Here is a 12,416-nt window from a genome sequence, read left to right as displayed (position 1 = left end):
GAGCGACTCACGTCACAGCGGCTGAAGTTACGCTTGCCTTACCTTCTCCCGACAAGGGGAACTACGGCATGGAGACCGGCACGTGACCTCAGGCGGAACCTCCGGAAGACTGCGCACCACGGCTCTGGCGGCCCTCCTCGTCGCCCTGCTCGTGGTCCTGTCCCTGCTCTCCGTGGCGCTCGGGGCGCGGAGCATCCCGCTCGACGACGTCGTGCGCACCCTCTTCGGGCAGCCACCCGACCGGCTCACCGACAACGTGATCTGGTCCGTACGGATGCCCCGCACCCTGCTCGGCCTCGCGACAGGCGCCGCGCTCGGCATGGCGGGCGCCCTCATGCAGGCCCTGACGCGCAATCCGCTCGCCGACCCGGGGATTCTCGGCGTGAGCGCGGGCGCGTCCTTCGCGATCGTCGTCTCGGTCGCCGTGCTCGGAGTCGGATCGCTCTACGGCTACGTGTGGTTCGCCTTCTTCGGCGCCCTCGTCGCCAGTGTCGTGGTCTTCCTCCTCGGGCGCCTGGGACGATCGGGGGCGACCCCGGTCAAGCTGGCCCTTGCCGGGGTCGCCGTCACCTCCCTGCTCTCCTCGCTCACGAGCGCCGTCGTCCTCACCGACGAGGACGCCCTGGACAGGTACCGCTTCTGGTCGGCGGGCACGCTCGCCGACCGCGACGCGGGCGATCTCACACGCATCCTGCCGTTCCTCGCCGTCGGCGCGTTGCTCGCCCTCGCGTGCGCGCCCGCGCTCAACAGCCTCGCGCTCGGGGACGACGTGGCCGCCTCGCTCGGCCGGCGGCTCGGTCTCGTGCGCCTCCAGGGAGTAGTCGCGATCGTGCTCCTCACCGGCGCGTCGGTCGCCGTCATCGGGCCTGTCGTCTTCCTCGGTCTCGTCGTCCCGCACCTCGCGCGGGTGCTCGCGCAGTGGGCGGGGATCGGGCCCGACCACCGCTGGCTGCTCCCGCTGTCGGCGGCGCTCGCCCCCGTACTGCTCCTGTCCGCCGACCTCGTGGGGCGGATGGTGGACCGGCCTTCGGAGATACAGGCCGGGGTCCTCGTCGCCTTCATCGGCGGGCCCTTCTTCATCGCCCTGGTCCGCCGCCGGAAGCTCGCGGAGGTATAGCCCGTGTCCGCCCCGTCCTCCTACGCCGCGCCCGGGACCGCTCCCGCGAAGCGCCCCGTCCTGCGCGACCGCCCCTTCCGGCTGGCCGCTCCCCCCGTCTCCGGCATCCTGCGCCCGCGCCTCCTGCTCACCGGACTCGCCCTCGCCGTCGGCACGTTCGGGCTCTTCTGCTGGGGGCTCGCGCTCGGCGACTACCCCGTGAGCCTCACCGGAGTCGTCAAGGCGCTCTTCGGCGCGGGCGATCCGGGGACGCTCAGCATCGTGCGGGATCTGCGCCTGCCGCGCGCGCTCACCGGGCTGCTCGTCGGCCTCGCCTTCGGCGTCTCGGGCGCCGTCTTCCAGACGATGACCCGCAACCCGCTCGCGAGCCCCGACATGATCGGGCTCACCGAGGGCGCGGGCACCGCCGTCGTCGCCTCCGTCGTCCTCGGCTGGACCGGCGGCCTCGGGCTCTCCACGCTCGGGCTGCTCGGCGCGCTCGCGACCGCGCTCCTCGTCTACGCGCTCGCGTGGAAGGGCGGCGCGACCGGCTACCGCATCATCCTCGTCGGCATCGGCGTCTCCTGGATCTGCACGAGCGCGACGGACTTCCTCGTCGCACGCGGCACGCGCTTCGAGGCGCAGGAGGCGCTCGGCTGGCTCGTCGGCAACCTCAACGGCCGTACGTGGGGCCAGGTCGACACGCTCGCGATCTCCCTCGTCGTGCTCCTTCCGCTCTCCCTCGGCCTCGGCCGCTGGATGCGGACGCTCCAGCTCGGCGACGACGTCGCCGCCGGGCTCGGCACCCCCGTACAGCCCGTGCGGCTCGCGCTGCTCCTCGCGGGCGTCGGCCTCGTCGCCTTCGGTACGGCTGCGGCCGGACCCGTCGCCTTCGTGGCGCTCGCCTGCCCGCAGATCGCCCTGCGGCTCGCCGGTACGGCGACGCCGCCCCCGCTCGTCTCCGGTCTCACCGGCGCGTTCGTCGTCCTCGGCGCCGATCTCCTCGCGCGCGAGGCGATCCCCGGGACCGAACTCCCTGTCGGAGTCGTCACCGGCGCCCTCGGCGCCCCCGTCCTGCTGTGGCTGCTCATCCGCGTCAACCGCGCGGGCTCTGGAGGCTGAACCCATGTCGCTCACCGAGCCGAAGGGACCCGAGCTGCGCGCCCGGGACCTGCACCTCGCCTACGACGGCCGCCCGGTCGTCGCCGGCCTCGACCTCACCGTGCCCACCGGCAGGGTGACGGCCATCGTGGGCGCCAACGCCTGCGGCAAGTCCACACTCCTGCGCGCGCTCGCCCGGCTCCTCGCCCCCCGCGAAGGCGTCGTCGAACTCGACGGAGCCGCGCTCCAGTCGGTACCCACACGCGAACTCGCCCGCAAACTCGGCATCCTGCCGCAGACCCCCGTCGCGCCCGAGGGCCTGACGGTCGGGGACCTCGTGGGCCGGGGCCGCGCCCCGCACCAGACGTGGTGGCGGCAGTGGTCGAAGGCGGACGAGGAGGCCGTGGACGCGGCGCTCGCGGCCACCGGGCTCACGGAACTGGCCGACCGCGCCGTGGACGAGCTGTCGGGGGGCCAGCGGCAGCGCGCGTGGATAGCGATGGCCGTGGCGCAGGGAACGCCCGTCCTGCTCCTGGACGAGCCCACGACGTACCTCGACCTCGCCCACCAGGTCGACGTGCTCGACCTCGTCACGGACCTCAACAGGCGCGAGGGCCGCACGATCGTCATGGTCCTGCACGACCTCGACCAGGCGTGCAGGTACGCCGATCACGTCATCGCCATGAAGGCGGGCAGGATCGTCGCGCAGGGCGCCCCCGCCGATGTCGTCACCGAGACGATCGTCGAGGACGTCTTCGGCCTGCGCTGCCGCATCACGAAGGACCCGGTCAGCCACACCCCGCTGGTCATCCCGCTGAGCAGGCACCACGGGGGCGGGAACGACGACGGCACGGGGCGCGTCGGCGAGGACGGTCGTACGGGGCGCGCCGGCGGGGACGGCGGCACAGAGCGCGCCGGCGGGGACGGTGGCACGGGGCCCGAGGACGCGTCGGCCGTCCCGGTCCCCGTACCCGCGGGGAGCCCCGTCGCTCAGGGCCGCGAGGTCAAGTAGCCGCCCATCGTGCGGAAGTAGTCCTGCGCCGCGTACTCCGTCCCGTCCTCGGTGCGCACCCGCCGCACGAGCAGCCCGGGGTGCCGCCCCGTGTGCGCCTCGGGCCCGGCGACGACCACCACGCCGTCGCCCTCGCGGATGAAGATCCGGCCGGGCGTGCCACCGTAGCGGCCCTCCGATACGGCCGCCGCGACGATACGCAGGCGCTTGCCCTTGTGGAAGGCGTACGCGTTCGGGTACGGGTCCGACTGGGCCCGTACCAGGCGCTCCAGGCGCTCGGCGGGCCAGTGGAAGTCGACGCGGCTGTCCTCGTCGGCGCGCTTGTGGAAGAAGCTCGCGCGGGCGCGGTCCTGCGGGACCCACTGGCCCGCGTCGCGCCCCGAGGCGATGAGGTCGAGCGACTCGCGCACGAGCGGCTCGATGAGGTCGACCGTGCGGTGGAAGAGGTCCGTCGCCGTGTCGGTGGGCCCGACGGGTACCGCGCGCTGCACGAGGACGTCGCCCGCGTCGAGTTCGGCGTTCATGCGGTGCGCGGTGACGCCGACACGCTCCTCACCGTTGAGGAGCGCCCAGATGATCGGCGAGAACCCGGCGTAGGCGGGGAGCAGCGAGTCATGGATGTTGAGCGTGCCGTGCGGGGGCAGGTCGAACAGCTCGGGCGGCAGCCACGTGCGCCAGTTGTTGGCGACGATGATGTCGGGGCGCGCCTCCCTCACGGCGTCGAGGAGTTCGGCGTCGTCGGGCCGGTTGCGGAGCAGCACGGGCACGCCGTTCTTCTCGGCGAGTTCGGCGACGTTGTCGTCCCAGATCTTCTCGTAGGCGTGCTCGCTCCTCGGGTGCGTGACGACGAGCGCCACCTCGTGCCCCGAGTCGAGCAGCGCCCGCAGCGTGCGATGACCCCAGGTCTGGTAGCCGAGCATGACGACCCGCATATGTGCACTCCTCCACGACCGCATTGCTAGGTAAGCCTTACCTTATCTAACATGTCGTTGCCTGAGGAGGCGATGCGAAGGTGAATGCACCGGTTACGGGTTCCGAGCCCGTCCACGACCTGGTCGGGATCGGTTTCGGCCCGTCAAATCTCGCTCTGTCCATAGCTGTTGAGGAACACAACGCGCACCTCGCGGCGGACCGACGCCTCGATGCGCTGTTCCTGGAGCGCCAGCCCCGCTTCGGCTGGCACCGGGGGATGCTGATCGACGACGCCACGATGCAGGTGTCCTTCCTCAAGGACCTTGTCACGCTGCGCGATCCGACCAGCGATTACAGCTTTCTGTGCTTCCTGCGGGAGCGAGGGCGCCTGATCGACTTCCTGAACCAGAAGACCCTCTTCCCGCTGCGCGCCGAGTTCCACGAGTACTTCGAGTGGGCGGCGGAGCGGGTCGCGCACCAGGTCGCGTACGGGAGCGAGGTCGTCTCGGTCGAACCGGTGCGCGCCGAGGACGGCGAGGTGACGTGCTTCGACGTCACCAGCCGGGACGCCGAGGGGGCGCGCACGACGCACCGGGCACGCAACATCAGCGTCGCCCTGGGCCTGGAGCCGCACGTCCCGCCGGGCCTCGCGCTCGGCGAACGCGTGTGGCACAACAGCGCCTTGATCCCGCGCGCGGAGGAACTGGCCCGTTCGGGCGCCCCGGTGCGGCGGGCGGTCGTGCTGGGCGCGGGGCAGAGCGCCGCCGAGTCCGTGGACTACCTGCACCGCACGTTCCCCGAGGCCGAGGTCTGCTCGGTGTTCGCGAAGTACGGGTACACCCCGGCCGACGACAGCCCCTTCGCGAACCGCGTCTTCGACCCCGACGCGGTGGACGTCTACTTCTCGGCGCCGTCGGAGGTGAAGCAGTCGCTGCTCGACTACCACCGCTCGACCAACTACTCGGTCGTCGACATGGACCTCATCGAGTCCCTGTACGCGACCGCGTACCGCGAGAAGGTCGCCGGGCGCGAGCGCCTGCGCTTCCTCAACGTCTCCCGGATCAGGGAGGTGAGGCCGGGCGCCCCGCTGGACGTGACCGTGGAGTTCCTGCCCACGGGCGAGCGCGAGGTGCTGGCGGCGGACATCCTCGTCCTCGCCACCGGTTACCGCCCGCGCGACCTCGGCGCGCTCCTCGGCGACGCGGCGAAGCTGTGCCTGCGCGACGACGGCGACGCGCTGCGCGTCGACCGCGACCACCGCGTCGAGACCACCCCCGAGGTCACGGCCGGCATCTACCTCCAGGGCAGCACGGAGCACACCCACGGCCTCACGAGCACCCTGCTGTCCACGGTGGCGGTCCGCGCGGAGGAGATCCACCGCTCGCTCCTGAACGGGCGGAAGGTGGCCGCGGCGGTCTGAGCCCGGGCCGCGGCGAGGCGCCCGCCCCCGGCGGAACGATTCCCCGGGGGCGGGCGGCCGCGTGCCTCCGCCGTTCGCTCCTCCGGGCACCCCCACGGGCGGGCGGAAGACGTACCGGCACGTACCTCCCGCCACAGCCGTCACGCGCGAGCGGACGCCTCACACGCGAGCGGACGCCGGGCCGGCTCGGTCCCGCCACGCGGGAGCGGGGCGGACCTGGCGTCTCCTCGGCCCGGCCGCCGGGCCGATCGGCCGGGGCCCGCGGCACGTGCCGCCTCCTGTGCGCGGGCCACGTCCCCCGGCCGGGTCAGCGCCGTACCGTGCGCAGGCCCACCGCGTCCTGGTGCTCCACGTCGCTGTCCGTCGCCATGTGGACGGGGACGAACACGATCATCCAGTAGAAGCCGAACAGCCACCGGCCGGCCAGGCGGAGGGGGCCGGGGCGGCGCCCGTCGGCCGCGCGGACCACCCGCAGGCCCGCCAGCAGCTTTCCGAGGCTGGCCCGGGTCGCCCACGTGAGCAGGACCTGGTTGAGGAAGGAGAGGCCGAGGGCCGTGCCGAGCGCCGTCCCCCATACCGCGGGGGAGCCGGGGCGCAGCTCGACGACCCCGTCCACCACCTCCACACCGGCCGCGGCGCCCGCCGCGAGGCCGCACAGCAGGGCGATGAGGGCGTCGACGACCGCCGCGGTGACGCGGCGTGCCTGCGTGGGGGCCGGCTGCCGGCCGATGGTGGGTTGCTGGTCGACCACGGCTCTGCTTTCCACTACTTCCCCGCTCCGGACTTCTTCTTCTCCGCCTCTTCCCTCTCCACACGCTTGAGCGCCAGGTCCATCGCGGCGCGGGCGCGGTCCAGGGCGTCCTTTACCTGCTTCTTGTGGCCGGAGAAATCGCTGCGGAAGCGCTCACTCTTGGGGCCTTTCCACGTGTCCGTGCCGCAGAGCTTCTGGACGTTGTCGACGGAGTTCTCCAACTCGTCGGCGTAGCGCTTGAGTTTGCGCAGGTCCTCACGGCATTCGCTCTCTCGTGACATGACGTCGGCCCTCTCAGTTCGGGCTGATCAGCTTGGTGACCATCGTGCGCAGGGTGTTCTTGCCGACCGGGCGCGCCTCGATGCCGGTCGGGGCATGGGGCTTCTCGACGTACACGGTCCACAGGGCCTTGTCGGTCGCGTACGTCGTCAGGAGCGGCCCAGGGGCGTCCGCCAGAAGGACGGTCTGCCCGACGACGAGGGCGTTGTCGATGGCGTCGCCGAGGGCCCGGCCGACGTTCTCCTGGCTGATCTGCTCGGGCGTGAGCCGCTGGGCCGGTCCGTCCTTGTCGGCGACCTCGAAGGGGTCGACGAAGAGGAGCGCCATGTCCGCCGCGTCCTTCGCGGAAGCGGCGAGGGTGAACATGTGCAGGCCGCCCGAGGTGACGCGCTCCACGAGGTACAGGTCCTCGGCGTGCACGTAGACGAGCAGGTGGGTGAGCCCGCTCGACGTGTGCTGTTCGACGGCGAGGGCCCGCGTGGCGGTCCTGCGCAGCGTGAGGGCGAGACTCACCTCGGGGGTCACCCGCAGGTCCAGGTCGACGCCCGAGGGCCGGGAGCCCGGGTCCGTGCCCTCGGCGGGGGGCTCCCCTGCGGCCTCCGCGGCCTCGCGCCGCTCCTCGGAGGCCCGCAGCACGGCGTCGAGTTCGTCGATGTTGGCGACGTCGACCGCCTCGCGCGAGACGAGGGAGCGCAGCGCGGTGGCGTACACCCACTCGCGTTCCTGGCCGGAGAGTTCGGCGAGTCGCGGGGTCGGGGCGACGCATTCGGTCAGTGACGCGGGATCGAGGATCGCGATCTCTTCGTCGGTGAGCCGCAGCAGGGGCTGCGTGCCCCCCTCCGCGAGGGCCTCGGCCAGAATTCCGCGGAACTCTTGGAGTTCTATGTCGATATCAGGGTTCGGCATGATGGTGCGTCCGCTTCTCGCTTACCAGAACTTGTATTTTTTGACGGTGTTGGGCACCAGGTTGGTGACCGCTTTTTTCGCCCCGTCGACAATCTCGGCCCCCTTGTCCTTGACTTTCCCGCCCCATTCCTTGGTGGCGTTCCAGGCGTGTTTGGCGCCGGACTTGATGTCGTCCCCCCATTTGTCCCACGCCCAGCTGCCCAGGAAGTAGGTGCCCGCCACGCCGAGCGCGACCCAGCCGACCACCGGCACCGCGGCGGCGACGGCCGCCGAGGCGCCGAGCGCCCCCGCCATGCTCGCGCCGCCGAGTACGGCCACGGCCCCGCCCGCTTCCAGGAGCCCCATGCCGCGGTCGGCCACCCCGTACGCGCCCGTGTGCGTGGGCAGGAACATCTGCTTGACGCCGTCGACGATGCTCAGCGGCAGGAAGACCCGCCGCGCGAGCATTCCCGCGCCGGGCGCCTTGTTGAAGAGTTTCGCCGCGTAGGGAATCTTCAGGCGCATGGCGACGCGACGGACGCTCTGCTGCCACTTCCAGGGCTCCTTGTACCAGTTGCGGATCTTCTGGTCCTTGAGGAGTTCCTTCAGCAGTTCGCCGCGCTTCGCCTTGATACGGGCGTCCGCCGACCCGAAGTACTTGTTGAGTTCCCACACCGCGCGGGCGCCCGCGACGTTCTGCCCCTGCGCCCAGCGCTCGTAGAGGTGCATCGTCGCCTCGACGGCCGTGGGGATCTTGAGGATCTTGAAGGGCGTCTTGATGTCCTTGAGGGTGCCCTCCTTGAACTCCTTCCACGTCTCCAGGGCGCCGGAGAGACTGGCGAAGGTCAGGACCGCCTCGGGGTCGTCCTTCGCGATGCCGAGGCGGCGCCGTATGTCCTTGGCCTCGTCCGTCGCCCAGGAAGCCTTCCTGGGGAATGCGGAGACCCCTTCGGCTTTGGCGTCCCATTTGGCGAGAATTCCGCCGATCAATCCGCCCTGGATGGTGAGTGTCCCACCCATGACGTCGACGGCGGCGGCCAGCTTCGGCGCCTGGACGTCGTCCATTCCCTTGAAGCCCACGGTCCTGCTCCTTGAGGTTCGAGCGTGACGAGGAGAGGGCATCCCCCGGTGAACCGACGATATCCGGCCGGGAATCGGCTCCACCACACGCAATATGACGGCAAAGAGTGCATATGGTGAGGACCTGCCGGACGAACCGCGCACGCCGTACGGTGGCCCGCCCCGCCCGCGTCGGCCCGGGTTCAGCGGCCTCCCTCGGGACGGCACCCGGACCGGGCGGGGTCTTCGGCCCGCACCCCCTTCGCGCCTTGCTCTCGCGCGGGCCCCTGGCGGAGGGTGGGGGCCGACGGAGGGGGCGACGTATGGGCAGGCGGCCGGGTGGGCGCGTGACGTTCCGGGCCATCGCGGACGAGGCCGGTGTGTCGATCGCGACGGTCTCGCGTGTGGTCAACGGGAGCACGCGGGTGTCGGAAGGCACGCAGCGGGCGGTGCGCGAGGCGGCGCAGCGGCTCGGCAGCGGTTTCGCGCGGACGCGGGGCGGCGCTCCGCCCGTGCTCGTGTACTGCCCGTACGCGCTGACCGACTACTTCGGCACGATCGTCACCTCCGTCGTGGAGACCCTGGCGCTGCACGGCCGCCGTGCGCTCGTGCTCGCGGGCGAGAGCGCGCAGGACGACACCTCGGCGCTGCTCGCGCTGCCCGAGCAGCAGGGCATCGCGGGCGCCGTGCTCGTCCTGCCGCCCGGCTCGACGCACGACCTGGAGGCGCTGCACGCGCGCCGCTACCCGCTCGTCGTGGTGGACCCGCGCGCCGAACTCCCGGAGACCGTCGCCTCCGTGTCGGCCGCGCACGCGGCGGGGGCGCGACGCGTGACGCGGCACCTGCTCGGGCTCGGTCACCGCAGGATCGGCTTCATCGGCGGGCCCGGCGACTGGCTCGCGAGCCGCAACCGCCTGGTCGGCCACACCGCGGCGCTCGGCGAGACCGGGCTCCTGCCCGACCCCGCGCTCCTGACCGACATCACCGAGCCCACGACGCACGAGGGGCACACGGCGGCCCGGCTGCTCCTGTCCCGTACCCCTCGCCCGACCGCGCTCGTCGCCTTCAACGACAAGACGGCGGCAGGGGCGATCCGCGCGGCGCGCGAGGCGGGGCTCACGGTGCCCGGCGATCTCTCGGTCACGGGCTTCGACGACAGCGAGCTGGGTCAGAGCATCACCCCCGCGCTCACCACGGTCCGCCAGCCCCTGGAGGAGATGGGCCGCATGGCGGTCTCGCTCCTCGTCCGCCTCGTCACGGGCCACGCGGTCGACACGCTGCACGTCGAACTCGCGACGCCCCTGGTCGTACGGGACTCGACGGCGCCGCCTCCCGCGGCATGTCGCGTTTGAAACAGAAAACGGCGGCGAACGGGCCTTCAACCCCTCTCCCGGCTCCATCCCTTGCACACGTGAACGGGCCGGACAGCGGCAGCAAGTGCCGCCGCGACGAGCTGGCGGCACTGCTGACCTGCGGTGCCGTCAATTCCCTTGTGCGTACACGTCATTACTCTTGACGCTCTCCCGGCGTCCCTCTAATTTCACCGGTTGTACGCAGCGGTCCGCACCACTCGTGTAAATGTTTCACGGCCGGTGCGCCGCCCTGTCCTCCTTCCCCACCCCGCCCCCCACCGCCCCCTCAGGAAGGACACCCGCATGCCTCCTGCCCGTACCCGCACCCGCCCGAGACGCCGCCCCAGGACGCTCGCGACGGCAGCGACCGCCGTGCTCCTCGGGGCGGGGACGCTCGTCGCCGTGGACGGCACCGCCGCGAGCGCGGCGACGCCCGGCCCGGTCGTCAGCCAGGGCAACGGCAAGTGCCTCGACGTCAAGGACGGCGCGACGGCCGACGGCACCCCGGCCCAGATGTGGACCTGCTCCCCGGGCCCCAACCAGACCTGGACGCTGAACGACAACGGCTCGCTCACCGCCAGGGGCAAGTGTCTCGACCTCGTGAACGGCGCCACCGCCAACGGCACCGCCACCCACCTGTGGACCTGTTACGACTCCCTCGCCTCGCAGAAATGGCAGTACACGGGCGGGCAGTTCGTGAACCAGGCCGCGGGGAAGTGCCTCGACATCAAGGACAACAACAACGCCGACGGAGCCGCGCTCCAGATCTGGGACTGCGCCGGGACGCCGAACCAGAAGTGGGACTACGCGGGCGGCACGACGACCCCGCCGAACGGCGACGACCCCGATCTCGGACCCAACACGGTCGTCTTCGACCCGTCGATGTCCTCGGCGACGATCCAGGCCCGCCTGAACGCGATCTTCGCGCAGCAGCAGAGCAACCAGTTCGGCGGCCAGCGCTACGCGGTCCTCTTCAAGCCGGGCACGTACGACGCGGACGTCAACGTCGGCTTCTACACGCAGGCAGCCGGGCTCGGCATGAGCCCCGACGACGTCACGATCAACGGCGCCGTCCACGCCGAGGCCGACTGGTTCGACGGGAACGCGACGCAGAACTTCTGGCGCGAGGCCGACAACATGTCGGTCAACCCCACCGGCGGCTCGGACCGTTGGGCGGTGTCGCAGGCGGCCCCCTACCGCCGGATGCACGTGCGCGGGAACCTCAAGCTCGACGACGGCGGCTGGTCGAGCGGCGGGTTCATCTCGGACAGCAAGGTCGACGGCCAGATCCAGTCGGGCTCGCAGCAGCAGTTCCTCACCAAGAACTCCACGATGGGTTCGTGGTCCGGGTCGAACTGGAACATGGTCTTCGTCGGCGCCCAGGGCGCGCCCGCGCAGAACTTCCCGACCTACACGACGGTCGGGGCCGCGCCGGTCAACGCCGAGAAGCCCTTCCTGCACGTCGACGGCGCGGGCGACTGGAAGGTCTACGTGCCCGGCCTCCAGACGAACGCGGCGGCGACTACCTGGAACGGCAAGACGCAGACCGGCAGGGACCTGTCGCTCGACGACTTCTACGTGGCCAAGCCGGGCGCCTCCGCCGCCGACATGAACGCGGCGCTCGCCTCCGGCAAGAACCTGCTCGTCACGCCCGGGGTCTACCACCTGAACCAGACCCTCAAGGTGACCAGGCCCGACCAGGTCGTCCTCGGCATGGGCCTCGCGACGCTCGTCCCCGACAACGGCATCACCGCGCTCACCACGGCCGACGTGGACGGCATCCGCGTCGCCGGGCTGCTCATCGACGCGGGCACCACCACCTCGCAGACGCTCATGGAGGTCGGGCCGAGCGGGGCCTCTGCGAGCCACGCCGCCGACCCGACGGTGCTCAACGACGTCTTCCTGCGCATCGGCGGCGCGACGCTCGGCAAGGCGACGACGTCCCTCGTCGTCAACAGCAACGACACGGTCATCGACCACACCTGGGCCTGGCGGGCCGATCACGGCAACGGCGGCACGGTCGGCTGGAACACCAACACCGCCGACACGGGACTCGTCGTCAACGGGCAGAACGTCACCGCGTACGGGCTCTTCGTCGAGCACTACAAGAAGACGCAGGTCGTCTGGAACGGCAACGGCGGACGCACGTACTTCTTCCAGAACGAACTGCCCTACGACCCGCCGGACCAGGGCTCCTGGATGAACGGCTCGACGCTCGGCTACCCCGCCTACAAGGTCGCCGACGGGGTGACGAGCCACGAGGCCTGGGGCCTGGGCAGCTACGCCTTCGCCCAGGTGAACCCGTCCGTCGTGGAGGAGCGCTCCTTCGAGGTGCCGCGAACGAGCGGCGTCCGCTTCCACGACATGGTGACCACCGTCCTCGGCGGCAAGGGCACCATCAACCACATCATCAACGACGCGGGCGCCAAGGTGACGCCGAGCAGCAACGTCGCCTACCTCACCACGTACCCGTAGGACACCGGGCACCGGTACGTGGCGGGGCGGCCCCTTCGCGGGGGCCGCCCCGTCGCCCCCGCGCACCCCCCACC

At 71.5% G+C, this 12,416-nt stretch carries 11 protein-coding genes; 6 read left to right on the top strand and 5 right to left on the bottom strand.

The window, feature by feature from the left end; genetic code table 11:
• Nucleotides 1-82: 82 nt before the first annotated feature.
• The 3 genes from ACQYWQ_RS24725 to ACQYWQ_RS24715 are packed head-to-tail and all read left to right on the top strand — an operon-like array spanning nt 83 to nt 3,209.
• Entirely contained in the window at nt 83-1,117 is a 1,035-nt protein-coding gene (locus ACQYWQ_RS24725; RefSeq protein ID WP_431037567.1) for a FecCD family ABC transporter permease, read from the top strand.
• Between the two features lie 3 nt (nt 1,118-1,120).
• Nucleotides 1,121-2,218, top strand: a complete 1,098-nt coding sequence (locus ACQYWQ_RS24720; RefSeq protein WP_431037565.1) for a FecCD family ABC transporter permease — start codon at nt 1,121-1,123, stop codon at nt 2,216-2,218.
• Nucleotides 2,219-2,222: 4 nt separating this feature from the next.
• Entirely contained in the window at nt 2,223-3,209 is a 987-nt protein-coding gene (locus ACQYWQ_RS24715) for an ABC transporter ATP-binding protein (RefSeq protein ID WP_431037564.1), read from the top strand.
• On the opposite strand, the gene ACQYWQ_RS24710 is transcribed toward ACQYWQ_RS24715, so the two are convergent.
• Nucleotides 3,188-4,141, bottom strand: a complete 954-nt coding sequence (locus tag ACQYWQ_RS24710; RefSeq protein WP_431037563.1) for a methionyl-tRNA formyltransferase — start codon at nt 4,139-4,141, stop codon at nt 3,188-3,190. The two genes, ACQYWQ_RS24715 and ACQYWQ_RS24710, sit on opposite strands and share 22 nt — an antisense overlap.
• A gap of 80 nt (nt 4,142-4,221) precedes the next feature.
• Between ACQYWQ_RS24710 and ACQYWQ_RS24705 the strand changes: the two genes are divergently transcribed.
• Entirely contained in the window at nt 4,222-5,541 is a 1,320-nt protein-coding gene (locus ACQYWQ_RS24705) for a lysine N(6)-hydroxylase/L-ornithine N(5)-oxygenase family protein (RefSeq protein ID WP_431037561.1), read from the top strand.
• Nucleotides 5,542-5,848: 307 nt separating this feature from the next.
• Here the strand turns inward: ACQYWQ_RS24705 and ACQYWQ_RS24700 are convergent, their stop codons facing one another.
• The 4 genes from ACQYWQ_RS24700 to ACQYWQ_RS24685 are packed head-to-tail and all read right to left on the bottom strand — an operon-like array spanning nt 5,849 to nt 8,536.
• Nucleotides 5,849-6,292, bottom strand: coding sequence for an RDD family protein (locus ACQYWQ_RS24700; RefSeq protein WP_431037560.1), 444 nt, complete (start codon nt 6,290-6,292; stop codon nt 5,849-5,851).
• A 14-nt stretch (nt 6,293-6,306) separates the two neighbouring features.
• Complete coding sequence (locus ACQYWQ_RS24695) at nt 6,307-6,573, bottom strand: hypothetical protein (protein WP_431037558.1); 267 nt, start codon at nt 6,571-6,573, stop codon at nt 6,307-6,309.
• Between the two features lie 13 nt (nt 6,574-6,586).
• Nucleotides 6,587-7,477, bottom strand: coding sequence for a hypothetical protein (locus ACQYWQ_RS24690; protein ID WP_431037557.1), 891 nt, complete (start codon nt 7,475-7,477; stop codon nt 6,587-6,589).
• A 21-nt stretch (nt 7,478-7,498) separates the two neighbouring features.
• Nucleotides 7,499-8,536, bottom strand: a complete 1,038-nt coding sequence (locus ACQYWQ_RS24685) for a hypothetical protein (RefSeq protein WP_431037555.1) — start codon at nt 8,534-8,536, stop codon at nt 7,499-7,501.
• 326 nt (nt 8,537-8,862) lie between these two features.
• Here ACQYWQ_RS24685 and ACQYWQ_RS24680 point away from each other — a divergent pair, with 326 nt between their 5' ends.
• Together ACQYWQ_RS24680 and ACQYWQ_RS24675 are read left to right on the top strand one after the other, a co-directional pair.
• Nucleotides 8,863-9,867: a LacI family DNA-binding transcriptional regulator gene (locus tag ACQYWQ_RS24680; RefSeq protein WP_431037554.1), complete on the top strand. Its 1,005-nt coding sequence runs from the start codon at nt 8,863-8,865 to the stop codon at nt 9,865-9,867.
• Nucleotides 9,868-10,170: 303 nt separating this feature from the next.
• On the top strand, nt 10,171-12,342 hold the full coding sequence (locus ACQYWQ_RS24675; protein WP_431037552.1) for an RICIN domain-containing protein: 2,172 nt from the start codon (nt 10,171-10,173) through the stop codon (nt 12,340-12,342).
• Nucleotides 12,343-12,416: the final 74 nt, after the last annotated feature.

Source organism: Streptomyces sp. P6-2-1, from assembly GCF_050613165.1.
In the GTDB taxonomy this organism is placed as follows: domain Bacteria; phylum Actinomycetota; class Actinomycetes; order Streptomycetales; family Streptomycetaceae; genus Streptomyces.
This window is presented reverse-complemented; position numbering and strand designations above follow the sequence as displayed.

Bases quoted from the DNA above. Each gene is read 5' to 3' on its own strand.
- ACQYWQ_RS24715 (WP_431037564.1), top strand. From the start codon at position 2,223: ATGTCGCTCACCGAGCCGAAGGGACCCGAGCTGCGCGCCCGGGACCTG.
- ACQYWQ_RS24710 (WP_431037563.1), bottom strand. From the start codon at position 4,141: ATGCGGGTCGTCATGCTCGGCTACCAGACCTGGGGTCATCGCACGCTG.
- ACQYWQ_RS24695 (WP_431037558.1), bottom strand. From the start codon at position 6,573: ATGTCACGAGAGAGCGAATGCCGTGAGGACCTGCGCAAACTCAAGCGC.
- ACQYWQ_RS24690 (WP_431037557.1), bottom strand. From the start codon at position 7,477: ATGCCGAACCCTGATATCGACATAGAACTCCAAGAGTTCCGCGGAATT.
- ACQYWQ_RS24675 (WP_431037552.1), top strand. From the start codon at position 10,171: ATGCCTCCTGCCCGTACCCGCACCCGCCCGAGACGCCGCCCCAGGACG.